This window comes from Mesorhizobium sp. C416B (genome assembly GCF_030323165.1).
Classification (GTDB): Bacteria; Pseudomonadota; Alphaproteobacteria; order Rhizobiales; family Rhizobiaceae; genus Mesorhizobium.
Map to the genome: position 1 here is coordinate 4,052,884 of NZ_CP100471.1, position 23,328 is coordinate 4,076,211.

Consider the following 23,328-nt stretch of genomic DNA (forward strand, 5'->3'; position numbering starts at 1 on the left):
AATTCCGGACGGAAAGACCGCTCGCACTTTCCTGGAATTGCTCAACTCGGATTGATCCAGCCGTTGGGCGGCCCGAAGCTGGCCATGGCGTCGGCCGGCCCCCAGGTCTTCGGCTCATACATATGCGGCGGCGTGGTGTCGCCGAGCACCGGGCCGACAATGCGCCAGGCAAGCTCGCTGGCATCCTGGCGGGTGAACAATTGGCCATTGCCGTTCATGGCATCGCCGATCAGCCGCTCATAGGGCGGCATGTCGCCCTTCGAATCGTCGAGCGCGGTGAGCTCGACCTGCTCGCCGACCATGTCGTCGCCGGGCGCCTTGCGCTGCGCGCCGATCGAGATCGCCACCTGCGGGTCGATGCGGAAGCGCACGTAATTGGCGTCGCTGGGCTTGATCGGATCGAAGACGTCGAGCGGCGGCCGCTTCAGCCGCACGATCACTTCGGTCACATGCACCGGCATGTTCTTGCCGGTGCGGATGAAGAAGGGCACGTCCTGCCAGCGCCAGGTGTCGACCATGAAGCGCACCGCGGCAAAGGTTTCGACCGGCGAGTTCGGCTTCACGCCGGGTTCAGCGAGGTAGCCGGTGAACTGGCCGCGCACGACGTCGTCCTTGGTCAGCGTGCGGATGGCGCGCAGCACCTGCACCTTCTCGTCGATCAGATCGTCGGCCGAGCGGCCGACCGGCGGTTCCATGGCGAGCAGCAAAAGGATGTTGAGCAGATGGTTCTCGATCACATCGCGGATAGCGCCGACATCGTCATAGAATTTGCCACGGCCTTCGACGCCGAAGTCCTCGGCCATGGTGATCTGTACGCTTTCGACGAAGTTGCGGTTCCAGATCGGCTCGAGAAAGGAATTGGCAAAGCGGAAATAGAGCAGGTTCTGGATCGCCTCCTTGCCGAGATAGTGGTCGATGCGGAAGATCGACTGCTCTTCGAACACCAGATGCAGCACGCGGTTCAGCCAGCGCGCTGATTGGAGATCGTGGCCGAACGGCTTTTCCACCATCAGCCGCGCGCCATGCGCGGTACCGGATTGCTCCAGCCCCTGGACAACGGTCTCGAACATGGTCGGCGGCACCGCCATATAGTGCAGCGGCCGCTGCGCCGAGCCGAGCGCCGTCTTCAGCTTCTCGAAGGTCGCGCCGTCGCGGTAGTCGCCGCTGACATAGCGCAGCAGACTGGCGAATTTGGCGAAGATCTTTTCGTCGATCTTGCCGACAGCGTTGACGATGCCGTCGCGGGCCCGCGCCTGCAATTGGTTGATGTCCCAGGCATCGAAGGCGACGCCGATCACCGGCTCGGTCAGCGTCCCCTTGGCTACCATCTGGTAGAGGGCCGGAAATATCTTCTTGTGGGCAAGGTCGCCGGTTGCTCCGAAGAGCACCAGCGTGTCGGATCGTTCCGGGCTCATCTTGCGCGTCTCCCCTGCGGCCTTCACTTGCCGGCCTTCGGCTTTTCGACATGGCCGCCAAAGGCATAGCGCATGGCCGACAGCAGCTTGTCGGCGAATTCGGATTCGCCCTGCGAGGAGAAGCGGTCGAACAAAGCCGAGGACAGAACCGGCGCCGGCACGCCGGTGTCGATCGCCGCCTTCAGCGTCCAGCGTCCTTCGCCGGAATCGGAGACGCGGCCGCCGAACTGGGCCAATGCCGGGTCGCTCTTCAGTGCGCCGGCGGTGAGGTCGAGCAGCCACGAGCCGATCACACTGCCATGGCGCCAGACCTCGGCCACTTGCGGCAGGTCGATGTCGAACTGATAGTATTGCGGGTTTTCCAAAGGGCTGGTCTCGGCGTCCGCCGTGCGCTGTCTTTTGCCGGCATTTGCCGATTTCAAAATGTTCATGCCTTCGGCATAGGCGGCCATGACGCCATACTCGATGCCGTTATGGATCATCTTGACGAAATGGCCGGCGCCGCTCGGTCCGCAATGCAGGTAGCCAAAGGGTGCGGTTCCACCCGCCTTGTCGGGCGTGGCGCCGACATCGGCGCCGGGCGCCAGCGTGGCGAAGATCGGGTCGAGGTGTTTGACCGCCGTGTCGGGGCCACCGATCATCAGGCAATAGCCGCGCTCCAAGCCCCAGACGCCGCCGCTGGTGCCGACATCGACATAGTGCAGGCCCTTGGCCGCGAGCTCGGCCGCCTGGTCGACAGCGTCGTGATAATAGGAATTGCCGCCGTCGATGATGATATCGCCGGGCTCCATCAATGCTGCCATCTGGTCGGCGATCCTGCCGGTGATCGCCGCCGGCAGCATCAGCCAGGCGCTACGCGGCTTGGACAGCTTGCCGACGAACTCTTCCATGGAGGCGGCGCCGATGGCGCCATCGGCAACCAGGGCGGCAACGCTTGCCGGGTTGATGTCGTAGACGACGCATTCATGGCCGTCGCGCATCAGGCGGCGCACCATGTTGGCGCCCATCCTGCCCAGTCCCATCATTCCGATCTGCATGGTGTTGTCCTAGTCGCTTGAGGAAAGAAAATTGTGGGCGAGTTAGTTCTCAATGCCGACGGTGAAGTCGACATTCTCCCAACGGTCGCCGTCGGGCCAGAAAAAAGTGAAGACGATCGTATTACCTCGCGGAATATCGGCCACCGGCAGATCCGCCAGATGGACGCCAAAGACATTCACGGACGTGTTGATTTCATGGCTGGTCTGCCACTGGTCGCCGCTCCAGCGGATCAGTGCCGGCTGCAGCAGTTCAACCCGCAGCGTCTTGCCGGCTTCCAGGGTGCGCAGCCTGTTGTTGAAGCGCCATATCCTCAGCGGCGAGCCGGTCTTGTCCCTGACATAGCGCTTGACGCCTTGCGGCGGCATGTCGAAGACGGCGCCGTCGCGGAGCGAGCGCAACAGCTTGATGTGTTCCGAATGCGCCCAGACCAGCGGCATGGCGCTGCCCGACGGCCTGCCCAGCCACAATTCGCGCTCCGGTATGTCGGCGCCGTCCCAGACCTGTTCCGGCAGCAGACCGCCCACACCAGCCGAAGCCTCGAATGTCCTGAGCAGGCTTGCCGCCTTGTCCTTGTTACCGGCGGCCAGCTCGTAGTGGGCGCGTTCGCCGGCCAGCAACGGCCAGGGTCGGCCCTGGCCGTTGCCGTCGAAGGGGGCGCCGTCGGCGTGTTCGCCATAACCGTCGCTGGTGTAGCGGTACCATAGAGGCCCTTGCGGCAGGTCGCAGCGCAGTTGCGCGTCGATGATCTTGACCGTGCCGACGATGCGCGGATCGTCCGCGGCCCTGAGGCCGAAGCGGACTAGCGCCAGCGCGTCCGGGCTGACAATCGCTTCGGCCGGCTTGTCGGTATCGCCCGGCGGACGGTTCTTGATCGGTACGAAGCCGTCCTTCGGCGATGCGGCGCCTGAACCGTCGGCCGGCGCGATGCGGATGTAGTAGCCGTCGACGCCAGCCTCGTGGCACGCCGGTGTGCCGCTGACATAGGTCCAGCGCTCGATCTGGTCGTTCCAGCAATCCGCGACCTCGCGCAAATAGTTAGCCGGCTCCGGTTTGCCGTCAACGTCGAACAGATCGGCGGCGCCAAGCAGTGCCGATATTTCGACGGCGAGCGTGAATGGGCTGTAGCCGGCATCCTCTTCCCAGCGGTCCTGCCCGGTGACGGGACCATTGCGCACGACATAGGACGCTGCTTTCTCGACCATCGGCATGAAGGCGGCGAGCTTGGCGCGCGGCAGGTGGCCGGCGCGGTGCAGCGCATCGGCAAGCAGCAGTGGGAAGGCGCATTCGTCCATCTGGATGCCCGGCCAATAGAGCGAGCCGTCGAGCCACACATTTTGTGGCCAGTGGCCGTCCGGCTGCTGGATGGAACGGAGATAGGCGAGGATCTCAAGCGCCTGCGCCGGATCGCCGGCGGCGAGCAAGCCGCCCGCGGTTTCCACAAGGTCGCGCGGCCAGACCAGATGATAGCCGCCAAGGTCGTCGTCGCCCTTGCTCGCTCCCCACGGGATCGACAGGCTGGCAACGGCCGCGCCGGGCCTCGCCAGCGACAGGTGCGTCGCCAGCACCGCTGTGCTGACGCGGTAGGTGTTGAGGCCGGATGCATCATGGTGGTCGAGCGGCGTCAGGCCTGCCTGCCATTTCCGCCATTTCGCGACATAGGCCTTTGCCGCCGGCTCAAAACCGCGTTTCAGGCTGGCGGCGGCGTTTTCGGCCGCTTCATCCGGCGTCGCCCCAAACCCAAGCGCAAGCAAGGCTTCGCTGTTGGCTAAAGAAAAGCCGATCTCGCCGGTCAGCGCGACATTGCCGTCCTCCGCGCTTTGGCAGGTCGGATCGAGCCGGCCGGCGCGGCTGAGTTGCTGCCAGCCGTCGGAAAAGCCTGCATAGCCGGCCGAGCAGTCGCCCCAGGGCAGCGAGGAGGCAAGCGCCAAGCAGGCGCCGTGCCCGGACGCAAACAGCATCGGCTTGCCCTTGTGCTCGCCGATCCAGGCGGTGTTGCCCATGCCGGCATTGACCAGATGCGGCGCCAGCAGGGCGTAGACGCGGTAGTCCGTGGCCACGCCCTCGAGTGCCGTGAAGCTGATTTCCTGCAGCAGGGCCGGGCGCGCCGGATCCGCCAGGATGCGCTTTTCGATCCGGTAACGCGCCGTCGCGTTGACCAGCCGGTAGGCGGGCACGCCTTCCTCGAACGGCTCGATGGCATGCGTGGCGTCACGCTTCTCCTCGGAAAACCAGCCGCCGAGGCCGGTGACCAGCAGTCCCATGTCGCGCGTGCAGGCGCTGTCGAGGCCGGGATAGTAGACTTCATTGACGATGCCATGGCTGAGCGTGAACCAGACGCGACTCGCCGTTGAAAGCGCGGCACCTACGCCGCTCTTGGCGCTTGACGTCCAGCGCGCCGGAATTCCGGGCGCGCCCATTCTTTTGGGTGCACTGGGGGGAAGGGTCGGCGGCGTCGCTGCCATGCATGGTCTCCTGGACCCTTCCCTAGACCAGCACGCGAAGGCTTTTCAACCGCCGCACCTGAAGTTGATCGTCCAAGCGTGATCGATCGCAGTTGACAAGCGGGCGTATCTGAATTTGTCTGACAATAGATAAAAAACAGGCAGACAACGCCAAAACCATCTGCAACAGTCGGCGGGGCCGACAATCTATGGGAGGATTATGACATGAAGACACTGCTCGTCCTGAGCGCTCTGGCGGCGATGCTCGCCTCGGGCACGGCGCTTGCCGACACCAGCGGCAAGAAGATCGCCTTCTCCAACAATTACGCCGGCAATTCGTGGCGCCAGGCGATGCTCGACAGCTACGGCATCGTCACCAAGAAGGCGGTGGAGGATAAGATCGTCGGCGCCGCCGACATCTTCACCACCGCCGACAAGGAAGTGCCGACCCAGGCTGCCCAGGTGCAGAACCTGATCCTGCAGGGTTATGACGCCATCGTCATCAATGCCGCATCGCCGGATGCGCTGAACGGCGCCATCAAGCAGGCCTGCGATGCCGGCATCGTCGTCGTCTCCTTCGACGGGACGGTCACCGAACCTTGCGCCTACCGCGTCGTCGTCGACTTCAAGGACATGGGCAAGCAGGAAGTCGAGCAGATGGCCAAGTTCCAGCCCAAGGGCGGCAATTTGCTGGAAATCCGCGGCCTTGCCGGCACCTCGATCGACGATGCCATCCATGCCGGCATCCTCGAAGGCGTCGCCGCCCATCCCGAGTTCAAGATCGTCGGTTCGGTGACCGGCGACTGGGACCAGACGACGGCGCAGAAGGCGGTCGCGACGATCCTGCCTTCGTTGCCCGACATCGTCGGCATCGTCGACCAGGGCGGTGACGGTTATGGCGCGGCACAAGCCTTTGCCGCCGCAGGCAAGCCGCGTCCGACCATCATCATGGGCAACCGCCAGGACGAGCTGAAATGGTGGAAGGAGCAGAAGGACAAGGATGGCTACCAGACCTGGTCGGCCTCGATCGCGCCCGGCGTGTCGTCGCTGGCCTTCTGGGTGGCGCAGCAGGTGCTCGACGGCCGCACCGACATTCCGCATGACCTTTTGGTGCCGTATCTCGCCTTTACCCAAGACAATTTCGAGACCGAGCTGCCGAAAATCAAGGAGGGCGGCGTCGCCACCCACGAATACAGCCAGGAAGACGCAATCGCGGCGATCAAAGCCAATATCAAGTGATGCATTGCATTCATTGCCAGCGGCATGACCGACCGGATATCGTTGAGCATGCCTGAGGCCAATACGGACATCATCAGACTGGGCGGCGCCGAAAAACAAATCGGCGCCGCCCATTTGGACATCATCAGGCTGAACGGCGCCGAAAAACATTTCGGCGCCGTTCGGGCGCTTAACGGCGTCGACTTCCATGTTGTATCAGGCGAATGCGTCGGGCTGGTCGGCCACAACGGCGCCGGCAAGTCGACGCTGATGCATATGGTGGCCGGTACGCTGCAGCCCGATGGCGGTGAGATCGCGGTGCGTGGCAATGCCGAAACCGACTACTCGGTGGCGCGCGCGCTGAAACTCGGCATACGCTGCGTGTTCCAGGAACTGTCGCTCTGCCCTAACCTCAGTATCGCGGAGAATACGCGCATCAACCATCCGGCGCTCACCGGCTTCGGCTGGCGACGCAAGGCGGCTGCTCTCATTGCCGCCAAGCTGGACGAAATCTTTCCGGATCACGGCATCTCGGCGGACGACATTGCCGGCGATCTCTCCATCGGCCGGCGGCAGATGGTCGAGGTGGCGCGCGCCTTCACGGTGACGCGCGATCCGCTCGACCTGGTCATCCTCGACGAGCCGACCTCTTCGCTGGACGCGCATACTGCGGGCCAGCTGCTTGCCTTCGTGCGCCGTTTCGTCGCCACCGGGGGCAGCTGCATCCTGATCTCGCATGTGCTGGGCGAGGTGCTGCAGAATGCTGACCGCATCGTGGTGATGCGCGACGGCAAGGTGGTCGCCACGGACGTTGCAAAAGCGTTCGACCGCGACCGGCTGGTGGCCACCATGGGCGGCGCGGAAGCGCGCGAGAAGATCGCGGCGGAGATCGCCGCCAGGCCGGCGGCGGGCCCGCTCAGGGTGCGGGCGCGGCCCGAGCGGCAGCAGGACGGCAAGGAGCTTGTCGCTCGCGCCGGCGAGATCATCGGGCTTGCCGGGCTTGCCGGCCATGGCCAGACCGACCTGTTGCTGGCGATCTTTGCCGCCGCGACGCGTAGAAGGCTTGATATCGAGGTGACCGCCCCGGTGGCGCTGGTGGCCGGAGACCGCCAATCGGACGGCATTTTCCCGCAATGGTCTATTGCCGAAAACATCGGCATCCGCTCGCTGGCGCGGCTGCGCAAAGGGTTGCTGATCTCGCCGCAGCGCGAGGCCGAGCTTGCTGAGTTTTGGAAGCAGAAGATCGGCATCCGCACGCCTGACATGACCAACAACATCTTCTCGCTGTCCGGCGGCAACCAGCAGAAGGCGCTGTTTGCCCGCGCACTGGGTTCCGATGCGCAGATCGTGCTGATGGACGATCCGATGCGCGGCGTGGACATCGGCACCAAGCTCGAGGTCTACGATCTCGTGCGCGAGGAGGCGGCCAAGGGCCGGACCTTCCTCTGGTACACCACCGAGACCGAAGAGCTCGACAATTGCGACCACATCCATGTCTTCAAGAACGGCCGCATCGTCGCCAATCTCACGCGCGACGAGCTGACCGAGGAAAAGATCATCCAGTCCTCATTCGGCGACGCGGCCTGAGATGACGGCAGTCGCTCCCGGCCCTACGTCCTCGCCGCGCAGCAGCGCGGCCCGCGCGCGCCTGCTGCGCAGCCTGTTGCCGGCGCTGTCGCTGGCGCTGGTGGTTATCGCCATCGCCTGGCTCAACCCACGCGCCATCAGCTATTTCGGCTTCAGCTTGATGTTGAACCTCGCTATTCCGATCGCGCTGGCGACGATCGCCCAGATGTTCGTCATCGCCGGCAATGAGCTCGATCTGTCGATCGGCACCTTTGTCGGCTTTGTCGGCTGCGTCACCGCGACCTGGCTGAAGGACGCGCCGCTGCTCGGCGTGATCATCCTGCTCGGCTCCATAGGCGTTTATGCGCTGCTCGGCGCACTGATCCATCTGCGCAATCTGCCGTCGATCGTGGTGACGCTGGGCATGAGCTTCGTCTGGCAGGGACTTGCCATTCTGGTGCTGCCCAAGCCCGGTGGCAAGGCGCCGGACTGGCTCTTGTCGCTGATGGCCTTCAAGCCGCCCTTCATTCCGTTCCCTATCATCGCCGCGCTGGCGATCGCAGCGGTGGTGCATTTTGGGCTGATGCGCACCTCCTATGGCGTCATCCTGCGGGGATCCGGCGGCAATCCGGCGGCGCTCAGGCGCGCTGGCTGGTCGCTGCTTCGAACCAAGATCGTGCTGTTTGCGCTGACCGGCCTATTCGGCGTTCTGTCCGGCATGGCGCTGATCGGCATCACCACCTCGGCCGACGCCAATATCGGCAATGGCTACACGCTGCTGGCGATCGCCGGCGTCATTCTCGGCGGCGGCGAGTTCGTCGGCGGCCGGGTGTCGCCGATCGGCGCCGTGCTCGGCGCGCTGACACTGGCGCTGGCGGCATCGCCTCTGCTCACCTTCATGCACATTCCGCCGGACTGGCAGGTCGCGGCCAACGGCGCCATCCTGATCATCGTGCTGGCAGCCCGCGTCCTGATCAGCCGCAGGGAGAGGTAGCGATGACGCTGGTTAAATCGCTTGTCGCCAAACCCTGGATCTGGTCGTTCATCGGCGCGATGTTCGTCTGGCTGGCGACCATCGCTTTCACCGGCGGCTATGGCGGCGGCGGCATGATCACGGCGGCACTTTCGCTTGCCGTGTTCACCGTGATCGTCGGCGTCGGCCAAATGTTCGTCATCACGCTCGGGCCAGGCAATGTCGACCTGTCGCTGCCGGCCAATATCGGGCTCGCCAGTGCCGTCGCCATGAAGGTCATGGGCGGCAGCGATTCCATGATCGTGGTCGGGCTGCTCGCCGCGCTCGCCTGCGGCGCTGCCATCGGTGCCGTCAACTATCTCCTGATCTGGGCGCTGAGGATCCCGCCGATCATCGCCACTCTGTCGGCCAGCTTCATCATCCAGTCGATCGACATCAGCTATGGGCGTGGCCTGCAGATCAAGCCGCCGCCCGGCTTTGCCGATTTTGCCAATTGGCAAATCCTGGGCATTCCAGTGCTGGCGATCCTTACCGTATTGTTCACCATCGGTGCGGCCATCGCCTTGCAGCGCATGATCTATGGCCGCTCGGTGCTGGCGATCGGCCAGAACATCCGCGCCGCGTGGCTTGCCGGCGTCAATGTCGGCCGCACCCGCTTCCTCACTTACACGCTGTCGGGCGCGCTCGGCGGCATGGACGGGGCGCTGCTCGCCGGCTATTTCCGCGGCGCCAATGTCGATATCGGCAACGAGTACCTGCTGGCCTCGATCGCCGTCGTCGTCATCGGCGGCACCTCGGTCGCCGGCGGCAAGGCCAATGTTCCCGGTGTCTGGGGCGCGGCGCTGTTCCTGGTGCTGCTTCTGACCATGCTCAACACGTTCGGCGTCAGCGCCGGCGTTCGGCTGTTGCTGACCGGGCTGATCATCGTCGGCGTCATCACCGTAGCCGGTGGCGAGAAGGCGGTACGCTAGCGCCGGCTCCTGCCAGCGACACGGCCAAATTTGACCATGTGGACAAAAGTCCGCACCCGTTCCATAGTTCCGCGTCTGATTTCGGAACAGCCGGCTCGACACGGCTGTCAAACAGAGGGGCACTAGATGGAAAACCGGAAAAACAAATCGCAATCGACCGGCCTGTCGCGGCGCGACGTGCTGGAACTCGGCGCACTTGGCCTGGCCGCAGCCATGCTGCCGGGTGCAGCCTTCGCCAAGGACAAGAAGCTGAAGGTGGCGGCGATCTTCGCCACGCCGATCGAGGAGCCGTGGGACAACCAGATCCACGTCGCCCTTCAGAAGGCCGAGAAGGAACTCGGCATTGAATACAAATGGTCGGAAAAGGTGCAGACCGCCGATTTCAGCCGCGTCATGCGCGAATATGCGCAAGGCGGGTATCAGCTGGTGCTGGGCGACGCCTTCGCCGCCGAGCGTGAATCGCGCCGCACGGCAAAGCAGTTCCCGAAGACGGCATGGCTGTTCGGCTCGGGCGCCGGGCCGGCCGAGCCCAATTTCGGCGTCTTCGACAACTGGATCCACGAGCCGGCCTACCTCTCCGGCATGATCGCCGGCAAGATGTCGAAGTCGGGCACGATCGGCGCGGTGGCGGCCATGGGCATTCCGGAAGTGAACCGGCTGGTCAACGCCTTCTTTGCCGGCGCCAAGGAGGTCAATCCCAACATCAAGAAGAAGGTCGCCTTCATTGGCTCGTTCTTCGATCCGCCCAAGGCCAAGGAAGCGGCGGTCGCCCAGATCGATGCCGGCGTCGATGTCATCTATGCGGAGCGCTTCGGCGTCATCGAGGCGGCGGTGGACAAGAAGATCCTCGCCATCTCCAACATGTCCGACCAGTCGAGCCTCGGCCCCGACACGGTCATAACCGGGCCGGTCTGGGACATGTATCCGACAGTCGAGCAGGCGATCAAGCTGGTCAAGGCCGGTGTCTTCACCGCGCAGGACTATGGCGATTTCTCGCGCATGGCCAAGGGCGGGTCGTTCCTGGCGCCCTACCATAAATTCGACAAGACGCTGCCGGCGGATGTGAAGGATCTGGTCGAGAAGAAGAAGGCCGAGATCCTGGAAGGCAATTTCCGGGTGGATGTGGATGAGAACACGCCGGTTTCGGATTAGCTCGGCGCACCCCCTCCCCCTTGAGGGGAGGGTGGCCCGCAGGGCCGGGTGGGGTCCTCCGCGAAGTGCTCCATCCTGCTAAGTCATGGGTTGAGGCAGTTGAGGTGACCCCACCCGCCTCGCTTCGCTAGCACCCTCCCCTCGAGGGGGAGGGGTATCTCCGCAGGAGCATCCTTGTCCGCCCCTCTCATCGAAATGCGCGGCATCACCAAGAGCTTCGGCGCCGTCAAGGCGAATGAGGCTGTCGATCTAAGCGTCGCCCCAGGTGAGATCCTCGGCCTGCTGGGCGAAAACGGCGCCGGCAAGACGACGCTGATGAATGTGCTGTTCGGCGCCTATGCGCCGGATGCCGGCGAAATTCTTATCCAGGGCAAGACCGTGCGGATCACCAGTTCGGCCGATGCGCTGGCCGCCGGCATCGGCATGGTGCACCAGCATTTTCATTTGGCGCCAAGGCTGACGGTCCTGGAAAACCTTCTGATTGGCATTCCCGGCAAATCCGGCCGCATCGACCGCGCCGGCGGACTTGCCCGGTTGTCCGACATCAGCCGTCAGCATGGGCTGACGCTGGACCCCAACCTGCCTGTCTCCGCGCTGTCGGTCGGCGAGCAGCAGCGGCTCGAAATCGTCAAGGCGCTGTTTCGCGGCGCCAGGCTGTTAATCCTCGACGAGCCGACGGCGGTGTTGGCGCCGGGCGAGGTCGACGGGCTGTTTTCGGCGCTGCGCTCGATGGCGGCGCAGGGGCTCGGCATCATCTTCATCTCGCATAAATTGAACGAGGTGCGGGCGCTCACCCATCGCTGCACCGTATTGCGGCACGGCCGCGTCGCCGGCCGTGTCGACGATCCGGCGAACACGACATCGGCAGAAATGGCGCAGCTGATGTGCGGCCATGAGATCGTGCCGCCGGCAAGAGGACCTTCGACCCCAGGCGCGGCGGTGCTGACGCTCGACGGTATTTCCACCTCACGGCATTCGGGGACGCCGCTGCGCGATGTATCGCTTGCCGTTCGCGCGGGCGAAATCCTCGGCATTGCCGGGGTCTCCGGTAATGGCCAGCGGGCGCTGGCCGAGGTGATTTCCGGCACGCGCGCGCCCGACGCCGGCGCGATGACGATAGCCGGCAAACCTGTTACGCGGTTCTCGCCGCGCGAGGTGCAGGCGCTCGGCCTTGGCCGCATCCCGGAAGACCGTATGACGACCGGGCTGGTCACCAATCTGCCGCTCGCCGATTCCATGGTGTTGCCGCGCATTGGTACTGCGGCTTTCAGCAGCCGGGGCCTGCTCAAGCCAGATGCGATCCGCGCCTTCGCCGAAGAACAGATCAAGGCCTATGACATCAGGTGCCCCGGGCCGATGACCCGCGCCGGCGCGCTGTCGGGCGGCAATCTGCAGAAGGCGCTGCTGGCGCGCGAACTGGCTTTCGACCCGAAGGTGCTGATCGTCTCGCAGCCGACGCGCGGCCTCGACATCGGTGCCGCCCGCTTCATCCACGAAAAATTCCTCGACATGCGCGCCAAGGGCTGCGGGATCATCGTCATCGGCGAGGATCTCGAAGAGCTGCTGGTGCTCTGCGACCGCATCGCGGTGATGTATGAGGGCCGCATCGCCGGCACGCTGGACAGCGCCGATGCGACCATCGCGCGGCTTGGGCTGCTGATGACCGGGGCGGAGGGCAGAGCCTAGATGGACTTTCTCACTCGGTTCCTCGCAGACACCTCAAATAATACTGCCCGCTTTTGGCTGACTTTAAGCGTCAGCGCTGCCCCTCACCTGCCTGCCGGCATCCTCTCCCCGTATAGAGACGGGGAGAGGGGCTCTCACCCATGGTTTCGCCAATCGCCACAGCTGCAAGAGGGGGTTGCCATAGGGCCCAGAACCCTTCTCCCCGTGTCTATACGGGGAGAAGGTGCCGGCAGGCGGATGAGGGGCGGCGCGACCGTCTGGGCGGCGGAGGGGCATAGCTGATGTTCCGCCTCGAAGCCCGCAGTTCCACCCCCGCCTGGTTCAATCTCGCTTTGCCGCTGCTGGCCATCGGTGCAGCGCTGGTCCTGTGCAGCGGCCTCATCGCGCTGGCCGGCGCCGGCGTGCTTGAGGCCTATGGCGTGATGCTGTCGGCCTCGTTCGGCGACAGCTATGCCATCACCGAAACGCTGGTGCGCGCCGCCCCGATGATCTTCACCGGGCTGGCTGTGGCCGTCGCCTTCCGGGCCAAATTCTGGAACATCGGCGCCGAGGGCCAATTGCTGGCCGGCGCCGTGGCCAGCTGCTTCGTCGGCGCCATCCCAATGCCGGGCGCGCTGGCGATCCTGTCGATGGCGCTGGCGGGCGCTGCTGCCGGTGCCGCGGTAGCGCTGGTGCCCGCGACGCTCAGGGTCAAATTCAAGGTGGACGACGTCGTCAGCTCGCTGCTGCTCAATTCGGTCATCTACTATGCGCTGATGGCGCTGATCGAGGGGCCGTGGAAGGACTCGTTCAGCGGCTATCCGATCTCGCCGCCGATCGAGGATTCGGCGAATTTCCCGGTGCTGCTCGAAGGCACAAGGCTGCATCTGGGTGTCATCGCCGCGTTGATCGCGGCACCGTTGATCTGGTTCCTGATCGTGCGCACCACGCTCGGCTTCCGGATCAGGGTCACCGGCGAAAGCCCGGAAGCCGCCCGCTATGGCGGCATCCACGTCGAGCGGGTCCTGATTTCGACGGCGCTGCTGTCGGGCGCGCTGGCCGGGCTTGCCGGCGTAGGCGAGGTCGGCGGCGTGCATTTCCAGGTGATGAGCGACATTTCGCCGGGCTACGGCTATTCCGGCATCGTCGTTGCCATGCTGGCCAGGCTTAATCCGCTCGGCGTCGTACCGGCGGCGATCTTCCTGGCCGCCGTGATGACCGGCGCCGAAGCGATGTCGCGCGCCACCGGCGTGCCGGCGTTCCTCAGCGATGTCATCCAGGGTACGGCACTGCTCGCCATGCTGGTGGCACTGCTGTTCACGGCCTATCGCATCCGCCGCGTCGGAGCCGCCTCGTGAGCGCGGTGTTCGAACAGATTTTTCAGGTCGGCTTCCTCGCCGCCATTATCCGCATCGCCACGCCGCTGGCATTTGCCACGCTGGGCGAAATGTTCTCCGAGCGGGCCGGCGTGCTCAATCTCGGTATCGAAGGCATCATGCTGCTCTGCGCGATGACCGGCTTCACCGCCGCCAGCCTCAGCGGCAGCCTGTGGCTCGGCGTGCTGGCCGCGGTGTTGACCGGCATGGCGATGAGTGCGCTGCATGCGCTGTTCACCGTGGCGCTCGGCCTCAGCCAGCATGTCTGCGGCATCGGCGTTACTTTGTTCTCGTCCGGCCTTGCCTATTTCCTCTACCGTCTGACCTTCGGCCAGCAATCGGTGCCGCCCAGCATCAAGGGTTTTCAGACGGTGCCGATCCCGCTGCTGTCGGATATTCCGGTTCTGGGGTCAGCGGTTTTCAACCAGTTCGCGCTGGTCTACTTGGCAATCATTGCCATCCCGCTCGCTGCTTTCGTGCTCTACCGCACGCCTTGGGGGCTGTCGGTGCGGATGGTCGGCGAGAACCCGCGCGCCGCTGATTCCGCTGGGGTCAGCGTCATCGCCACGCGCTTCCAGGCGGTCATCCTCGGCGGTGCGCTGATGGGGCTTGCGGGCGCCTTCCTCACCATGGCACAGTTCAACGCCTTCACCTTTGGTGTCGTGTCGGGCCGTGGCTGGGTGGCGATCGCGCTGGTCGTGTTCGGCCGCTGGGACCCGTGGCGCTCTGCGGGCGCGGCGCTGCTGTTCGCCTTCGTCGATGCGCTACAATTGCGCATGCAGGCGAGCGGCCTCGGGCATATTCCCTATGAGACGTTCTTGATGCTGCCGTTCATTTTCACCATCGTCGCGATGGCCGTGATGTCACGCAACGCGGTTGCGCCGTCGGCGCTGCTGAAGCCGTTTCGACGAGAAGAGCGGTAAGCGAGTAGGACTTGGCGCCCTTCCTCTCCCCCGATCGACGGGGGAGAGGAAGGGCGCCAAGTCTGGGATACTCACATCGCCGTAAAACCATTATCGACAAACAGATGCGTCCCGTTAACGAAGCTGGACTCATCGCTGGCGAGGTACAGCGCTGCCTTGGCCACTTCCTCAGGCTCACCGATGCGGCCCTGCTGTGCGGCCAATGCGGCGTCCGACACGTCGACGCCGAGCTTGCCGAGATCGGCGACCTCGCGCAGGCCGTGCGGCGTGCGGATGAAGCCGGGACAGACGGCGTTGCAGCGTATGTTGCGGTCGCGGAATTCGACTGCGATGGCGCGCGCGAACATGTGGCAGGCGCCCTTGGTGGTGTCGTAGAGCACTTCCATGGGTGTGGCCGCCACAGCCGAGATCGACGAGGTGCAGACGATCGAACCGCCACCGGCAGCGATCATGCCCGGCAACACGGCGCGCGTCATCAGGAACATCGAGCGGACATTGACCGCATGCAGCCAGTCCCATTCCTGCACTGTCGTCTCCAGGAACGGCTTTATCACGATGGTGCCGGCATGGTTGAACAACACCGTGGCCGGGCCGAGCCTGGCAGTCGCCGCCTTCACTGCGGCCTCGACCTGCGCCTCGTCCGAGACGTCGGCCACCCAGTGTTCGGCGATATGTCCCCGCGCGCGTATCGCCGCCGCAGTGGCTGCCGCCGCCTCGCCATTGCGGTCGATGATCGCCACCTTGGCGCCCTCGGCGGCGAACAATTCCGAGGCAGCTCCGCCCATTCCGGTCGCGCCGCCCGAGATGATTGCAATCTTGCCGGCTAGTCTTGTACCCATGTTCTGTTCCCCGTTCCCAATCGAAATGATCCGCATTTATGCCGGAATGGCGATGCTATCGCCTATGCAGACGTCGGCCAAGCTTGTCGCTCGCTTGTCGCCAGCAGGGGTCCCCCAGCAATCCAAAACCAAATAATAAGGCATTCTGAGAAAATCGTTCTACATATCGCCAAAAAATAGCACTCGACAAAGTCTACTGATTTTATAGATTAATCCGCAAGACGGAGGTCGATATGTCCTATATCCAGAACGCCGAGACGGACCGCACCAGCCAGAGGCTGGCCAATAGCCAGGCTTTCCGCCCGGCCTATGCCGGCGCCTTCGCCTATCTCGTCTTTGCCCTTGCGTTCGTGTTCACCGGGGCAGTCGTGCTCGGCTTGATTCCCTGACCCGTTCAGGCCGAAGGGTGGCGACCTATCGCTTTCAGTGAGTGACCGGAGTTGATGAACCGAATGCGGATGCGCTTTGGCGCTGACCGCTTGTTTTTACGCATGTCGTCGTCTCAAAAACCGGGGCCACTTTTGGGCGACATACATCCAACGTGATGGAGGAGATGGCAATGCCGATCGAGTTCACGCATGTTCCCGGTAAAACGCATGCCGCCGACGCCGGTTCGGCCGTTCCGTTCTTCTATGATTTCGTCGAGACGGCGACAAAGCTGTCGCTGATCGAGGATTCCGGCTTCCAGAACATCGTCGTCGACGACCCGGCCGGGCTGTTGACCAATATGGACATCGCCGCCCAGGCGCTGGACCGCACCTCGTCGCTGGAAGTGGTGCTGACGCACTGGGCCGGCGTGATCGCGCCTGCGGTTGCGGCGCGGCAACTGGCGGCGCTCGACGCCAGGAGCGGCGGCCGGCTGGCGCTGAGGATGCTGAGCGAGCCGCTGGATGACGACGATGCCGAGACGCGTCCGGTCGGCCACACCGTGGTCTGGCAGCGCATCGACGAATATCTGGTGCTGCTGAAGCGGCTGTGGTCGAACGACCGGCCCTTCGACCATGAAGGTGCGTTCTACAGCATCAAGGGTGGCTATGTGCCGCGCAAGGGGCCGCATGGCGTCGATATCACCATCCGCATGGGTGGCCAGTCCGGCACGGCGCTGAAGGTCGCCGGCCGCCATGCCGACGTCTTCGAGCTGGCGCCTGGTTCGCCCGACGAGATCCGCCAGCTGATGGAACGGGCGCGCAGCGCCGCCGCCGAGCATGGCCGCGCCGGCAAGCTGCGTTTTGCGCTTCCGGTCCGGGTCCGCTCGGAGGGTGGCGCCTCTACCGTCGGACACAAGGCGGTCGAACTTTCCGGACCACCGGCGCAGATCGCCCTGTCGCTGCTGTCCTATGCGGCGCTGGGCATCAGCGAGTTCATGATCGTTGGCGTCGACAGGCCGCGCGAGATCGCCGGCGTCGGCCGCGAGACGATCGCGCTCTTGCGCAACTCGCTGGCACGCCGTGAGGCTGAGGTGCCGCAGCCCGGCGCGTTTGCGCGGGCGGGTGGGGACATTCACGCAGGGTGAATTTGCGGGTGGAATGAAAAGCTATTTCGTAGCGTTCCGTCACACCCCCCTCTGCCCGGCAGGGCAGAGGGGTGCTGTCCCGCCAGCGTCTAATCACCACTCAGCACTGCCAGCGCCACCAACACCGCGTCAGATTCCGTCAGCGTACCAAATACCCCGTCCTCCACCGTCACCATATGCAGCGCCGCGTCATGCGCGTATTGGTCGCCGCTGGCGCAGGCATCGGCGATGGTCAGGCACTGGAAATTGCGGTCGCAGGCCTCGCGCAGCGTCGTGTGCACGCAGACATCGGTCGTGCAGCCGGAAAAGATCAGATGGGTGATGCCGCGTGCGCGCAGCACAAGTTCCAGGTCGGTGTAGGTGAAGGCGCTGTTGCAGGTCTTGTCGACGATGATGTCGTGCGGCGCGACGTCGATGTCGGCGACGATCTGAAAGCCGGGGCCGGAGCGCAGCAGCACGTCGGTGCCTTCGAGACCCGCCCGCTTGCGGCGCCATCTCTCGTACGGCGTCATGTCGGCCATGTCGCCGCGATATCCCTGCCTGGTGTGAATGATGGTGAGGCCGGCCGCGCGTGCCGCTGATATCAGTCGGTTGACTGTCGGCAGGATGGCGCGCAGCGGCGCGGGGTCATAACCCTTCCTGGCGAAATAGCCGGTCGGCGAGAGGAAATCCTCCTGCAGGTCGATGACCAGCAACGCGGTGTTTGCCGGCACCAGCCGGCCGTCATAGGGGAAATCGAACGGTATCGCCTTGATCATCGCAGCCTGCCTCAATTGCTGCCCGGTATCGTGGCCCAGCAACCCTGCGGCCGTCCATCCCTCAGTGCGACGACACCAGGTAGACCGACGCCAGGACGATGTGCCGCTGAGACATCGCGCCGATAATCGTTGGCCAAAAAAGCCATCTTGTTTGTTGACTAGTAAACTCATGTTTTATAGTCAAGCAGGGCACTCGGCCGCCTGAATTGTTTCCAGCGGCTGTGCCGCGTTTGAGAGAAGCCAGAACCAGTGGCTGGATTTCCGGGGTCGACATTCCGTCACCGACCAGCCGATCGTACGTGCAATGACGAAGCGAGGAAGAAGCGTGTCCAGAAATGGTTTGTTGGCGGCGCTGGCCGCGGTCATGCTGTCGGCCGGCAGCGCTGCTGCGCAAGAGCAGCCAAACACGCAGCCCAGGGTGACGACGGAACCCGCTGCAGCTGCCCGGTCGGCGGCCCAGCCTTCCCCGGTCGCAGTCGAACGGCCCGCACCGGCTGCGCCTGTCGCGCCGGCTTCGCCAACTGCCGGGCAGGCGGCGCCGACCGCGCCACAGCCGGCAACCCAGCCCGGTGCATCCGCGCAGGCCGAGCCTTCGGCAATATCGCTGACGCTGCCGCACGATCTGTCGCCCTGGGGCATGTTCATGGCCGCCGACATCATCGTCAAGGCGGTGATGATCGGGTTGGCCTTCGCCTCGCTGGTCACCTGGACGGTGTGGCTGGCCAAATCGCTGGAGATTCTCTTCGGCAAGCTCGGCGCCCGTCGCGCTGCGCGCGCCATCGGCAATGCCGCCACGCTGCGCCAGGCCGGGCGCGCGCTTGGCAACAGTGGCGGCCCCGGTGCGCTTTTGGTGCGGGCGGCCGAGGAAGAGACTGCCCTTTCGGCCGGTGCGCTCGGCCATGTCACCGGCGACGGGCTGAAGGAACGCGTGACGTCGCGCCTGTCGCGCATCGAAGCGGCGGCGGCGCGGCGCATGTCGCGCGGCACCGGCGTGCTGGCGACGATCGGCTCGACGGCGCCCTTCGTGGGCTTGTTCGGCACCGTCTGGGGCATCATGAACGCCTTCATCGGCATCTCGCAGGCGCAGACCACCAACCTCGCGGTCGTCGCGCCCGGCATCGCCGAGGCGCTGCTCGCCACGGCGATGGGCCTGGTCGCGGCCATTCCCGCGGTGGTCATCTACAACGTCTTTGCGCGGTCGATAGCCGGCTACCGGCAGCTCCTTGCCGATGCCTCGGCCGGGGTCGAGCGGCTGGTCAGCCGCGATCTCGATTTCCGCACGGTGCCGCAGGCGCCCGCGCTGGCGGCGGAGTGATGGGCTATGGCGGCTAGAATTCGCGAGGCTATCGATGGCGATCTCGAGGAAAACCACGAGATCAATGTCACCCCGTTCATCGATGTCATCCTGGTGCTGCTGATCATCTTCATGGTCGCTGCACCCTTGGCGACAGTCGACGTCAATGTCGATCTGCCGGGTTCGACGGCGACGCCAGCACCCCGGCCGGAAACGCCGCTGTTCCTGACCCTGAAGGACGATCTGACGCTCGCGATCGGCAATGACAGCGTGCCGCGCCAGGCTTTCGCCGCGGTGCTCGACGGCAGAACCAAGGGCGACAAGCAGACCCGCATCTTCCTGCGTGCCGACAAGGCGGTCGGTTATGGCGAGCTGATGGAGGTGATGAACCTGCTGCGCGGCGCTGGTTATCTGAAGATCGCGCTGGTGGGGCTGGAGACGGTGCCGGCGGACGCATCCGCGGCGCACCGGGGCGCCGCCCCGTGACGCAACTGGCCGCCGCCGCACCCGCGGCCGACCCGCCACGCGCCGGCCTGCGCGAAATTGGCTTGTGGGCGGCTGCGGCCATTGTCATTGTCGGCGCGCATGTCGCGATCGCCTATGCCGTCCAGAGCTTCAGCCTGGCCAACATGGCCGATGGCGGCCCGCCGCCGGCTGTGGCTATCGAGCTGTCGCCGATGATGGTGGCGCCGGCGGTGCAGGAGGACTCGATGGCCGACGTGGTGACGCCTGAGCCGCCGAACCAGATCGAGGAGGCGGTTGCCGAACTGAAGCCCGTCGTGGAGCCCGAGCCCGGTCAGCCGGGGCCGGTCGCCGAGAAGACGGAAGCGGTTCAACCCGCCGCTCCGATCGAGACGGCAGCGGCCGAGCAGCCCGATCAATCGCCGCCGCTGGATGAGGTGGTGCCCGACATCGTCCCGACCATAGCGCCGGATGTGGTCATTCCGCCGCCCCAGACCAAGCCGGCGGAGACCAAGCCGGCGGAGACCAAGCCGATCGAGAAGGCGAAGAAGGCTGCCGAAAAACCCAAGCCGAAAGCAAAGAAAGAGAAGAAGGAAAAGGCCGCGCCGGCGAAAGCGGTCGTGACCGCCAGTGTCGATCAAAAGGCAGCGGCGAAGGCGTCGGCGCCGAAGGCTTCGCAATCGAGTGGATCATCAGTCAGTGCAAGCAAATGGAACTCCCAGCTGATCGGATGGATCAATCGGCACAAGCGCTACCCGAGCGCGGCAAGGTCGCGGCGCGCCGTGGGTACCGCAAATGTGACCTTCGTCGTCAGCGCTTCGGGCAAGGTGACCTCCGTCCGGCTGACCCGATCTTCGGGGGACGCCGATCTCGATCGCGCCGCGCTCGGCATTCTGCAGGGTGCGACGGTGCCCGCGCCACCGCCTGAGAAGGCCGGTACGGCTGTCGTGGCGCCTTTGATGTTCACGCTGCGGAACTAGAAGCAGCCGGACAAGGCCGATCCCATGACCACGTACTTTCCCGCTTGACTGACCCGCCGGACCGAATACGCTAGCGCAAAATACCGGCCTTGGTCGCCGGGCGGCAAATATGCCTCGTATGCCTCGCCCTCCGGCGCTGGCTGCGGGGCATTGTCATTTCTGAGGATCGGTTTGAAACGGCGTATCGAGATCGGCATCCTGTATTCCCGCTCGGGCAGCTACCAGTTGGTCTCCGATGCGTGCCGGATGGGCGCCACGCGCGCCATCGCCGACATCAATGCCGATCGGAGCTATGGCATCGAACTGGTTCCGGTCGAGCGCGATCCGCAAAGTAATGCCGATCGCTACGCGACTTTGTGCGAGGACATTTTCAGGACCAGCAGCGCGCGCCATGTCGTCGGTTGCGTCACCTCGTGGAGCCGCAAGGAAACCATCCCGGTGCTGGAGAAGGCCGGCGGCATGCTCTGGTATGCCTGCCCCTATGAAGGGTTCGAGGCCAACGAGCATGTCGTCTACATGCACGCCTGCCCCAACCAGCATCTGGTTCCGCTGATGGCGCATGTCGTGCCGCGTTTCGGCGCCAACGGCTTCCTGCTCGGCTCGAACTACATTTGGGGCTGGGAGATGAACCGCGTGGCGCGCGACCTGATCGCGGATGCCGGCGGCAAAGTGCTGGGCGAGCGCTATCTGCGCATCGGCGAGACGGACGTGTCGCGGTTGATCGCGGAAATCCGGGCGACGAGGCCGAGCTTCATCCTCAACAATCTGATCGGCACCTCGTCGTATGCCTTCCTGGCGGCTTACCGCGAGTTGGGCGATGAGGATGCGGCATTCAGGCCGGAAAACTGCCCCGTCATCTCCTGCAACCTCACGGAAGGCGAGTTGCCGGCGATCGGCGAGACAGGGAAAGGGCATCTGTCGGTCGGGCCCTATTTCGCGCCCCGGCCGGCTGCCTTCGCTTCGTCCTTCGAGGCCTCCGCCTATGCCTCGGTGCAGGTGATGGCCGACGTGCTGTCGCGCAACACTGATGCCGGCCCGGCGGAATTTTCCAAGGCCTTCGCCGAGCGGCGCTTCTCCACCCGGCTCGGGCCGATCGCCATCGACGCCCACTCCCAGCACGCGACGCTGCCAGTGATCATCGGCCGGATCGCCGATGGCTTCTTCGAGGTCGTCAGCCAGGAGGATGAGGTCGCGCCGGATCCCTATCTGTCGCGCTACGACCCCGCCAAGACATTCGGCCGTCCGCGTCTGAGGGTGGTGTCATGACGCGGACGCGCATCCCCAATCTCGGCGGCGCGCGGGCTTTCATCCTGCATCGCCCGCATCCGACGGTGCAGGCCATCACCAGGCAATTGTCGGCCATCGGCCTGGCTACGATCGACTGCTGGCCGGAATTGCCGCCGGAAGCTCTCGCCGCCGATTTCGTCTTCTTCGATGCCGATCTCGGTTTCGACGAGCAGTTCCCGTGGGAAGCCGGTGAGGCGCCGATGCCGCTGGTGGCGCTGATCGGTTCCGAGGCGCCGGGGCGTATCGAATGGGCGCTGTCGCACAAGGCCGATGCGCAGCTGCTGAAGCCGGTCGGCAATGCCGGTGTGTACAGCGCATTGCTGATCGCAAGGCAGAGCTTCGAGGCACGCAAGCATTTAGCCGGCGAGATAGCGTCGCTGCGCCAGCGCGTCGCCGAGCGCCAGACCATTGTGCGCGCGGTGACGGCGCTGTCGAAAGGCAGCGATGACGAGCGTGCCTATGCACAACTGCGATCGCTGGCGATGAGCTGGCAGATCAGCGTCGAGGATGCCGCGCGCAGGATTGTGGCAATGACGGATGAGGAAGGCGGCGATGACCAGTCCCATCGCGCCTGATCTCCCGGTACGCATGCCGGCAAAACCGCGCGCCGGCGTCTGGCGTCGGCTGGTCAAACGCCGCCTGGCGCTGCTCGGGCTGGTCATCGTCGCCATTGTTGTCGCCGGCGCCGTGCTGGCGCCCCGGCTGACCGGCTACGATCCCAACGAGCAGATGTTCGACGGCCTGACCATCGAGGGCTCGCCGCTGCCGCCCAGCGCCCAGTATTGGCTCGGCACCGACCTGCTCGGACGTGACCTCTTGACCCGCATCCTCTACGGCGCCCGCACCTCGCTGATCATCGGCATCGTCGCCAATGGCGTGGCGCTTTTGATCGGCACTTTGGTGGGCGTCACCGCAGGCTATTTCCGCGGCTGGATCGGCAGTGCGCTGATGCGCTTCACCGATCTGATGATGGCGTTCCCGGCGCTGCTGCTCGCCATCTGCCTGGCGGCAGTGTTTCAGCCGAGTCTGTGGATCGTCGCCATGGTCATCGCGCTGGTCAACTGGGTGCAGACGGCGCGTGTCATCTACACCGAGACCTCATCGCTGGCCGAGCGCGAGTTCATCGATGCCGAGCGCAGCATCGGGGCGAGTGCGCCGCGCATCCTATTTCGCCACATCCTGCCGCATCTGCTGCCGACCATCATCGTCTGGGGCACGCTCGGCATCTCGACCACGGTTCTGCTCGAGGCGACGCTTTCCTTCCTCGGCATCGGTGTGCAGCCGCCGACCGCGTCGTGGGGCAACATCATTTTCGAGAACCAGACCTATTTCCAGGCCGCGCCCTGGCTGGTGTTCTTCCCCGGCGCCGCAATCCTCGCGTTGGCGCTGGCCTTCAATCTGATCGGCGACGCGTTGCGCGACATCCTCGATCCGACGCAAAGGGGCCGGGAATAATG

Annotated in this window: 21 protein-coding genes; 16 read left to right on the forward strand and 5 right to left on the reverse strand. The window is 64.8% G+C overall.

The features are described from left to right. Positions 1–41: 41 nt before the first annotated feature. The 3 genes from zwf to NLY43_RS19820 are packed head-to-tail and all read right to left on the reverse strand — an operon-like array spanning position 42 to position 4,915. The gene (gene zwf / locus NLY43_RS19810) at positions 42–1,415 is read right to left on the reverse strand and encodes a glucose-6-phosphate dehydrogenase (protein ID WP_023710194.1); all 1,374 of its coding nucleotides are present in this window, start codon (positions 1,413–1,415) and stop codon (positions 42–44) included. Between the two features lie 23 nt (positions 1,416–1,438). Continuing rightward, entirely contained in the window at positions 1,439–2,452 is a 1,014-nt protein-coding gene (gnd, locus tag NLY43_RS19815; RefSeq protein WP_023670467.1) for a phosphogluconate dehydrogenase (NAD(+)-dependent, decarboxylating), read from the reverse strand. A 42-nt stretch (positions 2,453–2,494) separates the two neighbouring features. Beyond that, positions 2,495–4,915, reverse strand: coding sequence for a glucan 1,4-alpha-glucosidase (locus tag NLY43_RS19820; RefSeq protein ID WP_023710193.1), 2,421 nt, complete (start codon positions 4,913–4,915; stop codon positions 2,495–2,497). A gap of 204 nt (positions 4,916–5,119) precedes the next feature. Here NLY43_RS19820 and NLY43_RS19825 point away from each other — a divergent pair, with 204 nt between their 5' ends. The 8 genes from NLY43_RS19825 to NLY43_RS19860 all read left to right on the forward strand — a co-directional run bounded on the left by NLY43_RS19825 (position 5,120) and on the right by NLY43_RS19860 (position 14,738). Next, positions 5,120–6,133, forward strand: coding sequence for an ABC transporter substrate-binding protein (locus NLY43_RS19825; protein ID WP_023670464.1), 1,014 nt, complete (start codon positions 5,120–5,122; stop codon positions 6,131–6,133). A gap of 48 nt (positions 6,134–6,181) precedes the next feature. Next, on the forward strand, positions 6,182–7,699 hold the full coding sequence (locus NLY43_RS19830) for a sugar ABC transporter ATP-binding protein (RefSeq protein WP_023710192.1): 1,518 nt from the start codon (positions 6,182–6,184) through the stop codon (positions 7,697–7,699). A 1-nt stretch (position 7,700) separates the two neighbouring features. Continuing rightward, positions 7,701–8,672, forward strand: coding sequence for an ABC transporter permease (locus tag NLY43_RS19835; RefSeq protein ID WP_023694460.1), 972 nt, complete (start codon positions 7,701–7,703; stop codon positions 8,670–8,672). 2 nt (positions 8,673–8,674) lie between these two features. Continuing rightward, on the forward strand, positions 8,675–9,622 hold the full coding sequence (locus tag NLY43_RS19840) for an ABC transporter permease (RefSeq protein WP_023698400.1): 948 nt from the start codon (positions 8,675–8,677) through the stop codon (positions 9,620–9,622). Positions 9,623–9,748: 126 nt separating this feature from the next. Continuing rightward, positions 9,749–10,774 carry a BMP family protein gene (locus NLY43_RS19845; RefSeq protein WP_023670460.1) on the forward strand — a complete coding sequence of 342 codons (1,026 nt, stop codon included), beginning with the start codon at positions 9,749–9,751 and terminating at the stop codon, positions 10,772–10,774. A gap of 174 nt (positions 10,775–10,948) precedes the next feature. After that, positions 10,949–12,460, forward strand: a complete 1,512-nt coding sequence (locus NLY43_RS19850; RefSeq protein ID WP_023710191.1) for an ABC transporter ATP-binding protein — start codon at positions 10,949–10,951, stop codon at positions 12,458–12,460. Positions 12,461–12,741: 281 nt separating this feature from the next. Beyond that, entirely contained in the window at positions 12,742–13,797 is a 1,056-nt protein-coding gene (locus tag NLY43_RS19855; RefSeq protein ID WP_023710189.1) for an ABC transporter permease, read from the forward strand. After that, on the forward strand, positions 13,794–14,738 hold the full coding sequence (locus NLY43_RS19860; RefSeq protein WP_023694455.1) for an ABC transporter permease: 945 nt from the start codon (positions 13,794–13,796) through the stop codon (positions 14,736–14,738). Before NLY43_RS19855 ends, NLY43_RS19860 begins: the two co-directional genes overlap by 4 nt. Before the next feature lie 71 nt (positions 14,739–14,809). Here the strand turns inward: NLY43_RS19860 and NLY43_RS19865 are convergent, their stop codons facing one another. After that, complete coding sequence (locus NLY43_RS19865; protein ID WP_023686096.1) at positions 14,810–15,577, reverse strand: SDR family NAD(P)-dependent oxidoreductase; 768 nt, start codon at positions 15,575–15,577, stop codon at positions 14,810–14,812. Between the two features lie 233 nt (positions 15,578–15,810). Between NLY43_RS19865 and NLY43_RS19870 the strand changes: the two genes are divergently transcribed. Beyond that, positions 15,811–15,966 (forward strand): hypothetical protein, encoded by a 156-nt coding sequence (locus NLY43_RS19870; RefSeq protein WP_023670454.1) that lies wholly within the window; start codon positions 15,811–15,813, stop codon positions 15,964–15,966. A 170-nt stretch (positions 15,967–16,136) separates the two neighbouring features. Then, on the forward strand, positions 16,137–17,090 hold the full coding sequence (locus NLY43_RS19875) for an LLM class flavin-dependent oxidoreductase (RefSeq protein ID WP_023710188.1): 954 nt from the start codon (positions 16,137–16,139) through the stop codon (positions 17,088–17,090). Between the two features lie 89 nt (positions 17,091–17,179). On the opposite strand, the gene NLY43_RS19880 is transcribed toward NLY43_RS19875, so the two are convergent. Further along, positions 17,180–17,848 (reverse strand): cysteine hydrolase family protein, encoded by a 669-nt coding sequence (locus tag NLY43_RS19880; protein ID WP_023710187.1) that lies wholly within the window; start codon positions 17,846–17,848, stop codon positions 17,180–17,182. A 325-nt stretch (positions 17,849–18,173) separates the two neighbouring features. On the opposite strand from NLY43_RS19880, the gene exbB reads away from it, so the two are divergent. The 6 genes from exbB to NLY43_RS19910 all read left to right on the forward strand — a co-directional run bounded on the left by exbB (position 18,174) and on the right by NLY43_RS19910 (position 23,326). Continuing rightward, complete coding sequence (gene exbB / locus NLY43_RS19885; RefSeq protein WP_023687757.1) at positions 18,174–19,163, forward strand: tonB-system energizer ExbB; 990 nt, start codon at positions 18,174–18,176, stop codon at positions 19,161–19,163. 6 nt (positions 19,164–19,169) lie between these two features. Beyond that, positions 19,170–19,628 (forward strand): TonB system transport protein ExbD, encoded by a 459-nt coding sequence (exbD, locus tag NLY43_RS19890; RefSeq protein ID WP_023710186.1) that lies wholly within the window; start codon positions 19,170–19,172, stop codon positions 19,626–19,628. Beyond that, a complete protein-coding gene (locus NLY43_RS19895; RefSeq protein WP_023713408.1) occupies positions 19,625–20,584 on the forward strand; it encodes an energy transducer TonB family protein in 960 nt (319 codons plus the stop codon). The genes exbD and NLY43_RS19895 overlap by 4 nt, the downstream gene beginning before the upstream one ends. 171 nt (positions 20,585–20,755) lie before the next feature. Then, on the forward strand, positions 20,756–21,850 hold the full coding sequence (locus NLY43_RS19900; protein WP_023693237.1) for a transporter substrate-binding protein: 1,095 nt from the start codon (positions 20,756–20,758) through the stop codon (positions 21,848–21,850). Beyond that, complete coding sequence (locus tag NLY43_RS19905; RefSeq protein WP_023693236.1) at positions 21,847–22,446, forward strand: ANTAR domain-containing response regulator; 600 nt, start codon at positions 21,847–21,849, stop codon at positions 22,444–22,446. The genes NLY43_RS19900 and NLY43_RS19905 overlap by 4 nt, the downstream gene beginning before the upstream one ends. Next, positions 22,424–23,326 carry an ABC transporter permease gene (locus tag NLY43_RS19910; RefSeq protein WP_023693235.1) on the forward strand — a complete coding sequence of 301 codons (903 nt, stop codon included), beginning with the start codon at positions 22,424–22,426 and terminating at the stop codon, positions 23,324–23,326. The genes NLY43_RS19905 and NLY43_RS19910 overlap by 23 nt, the downstream gene beginning before the upstream one ends. The last annotated feature ends 2 nt before the right edge of the window (positions 23,327–23,328 follow it).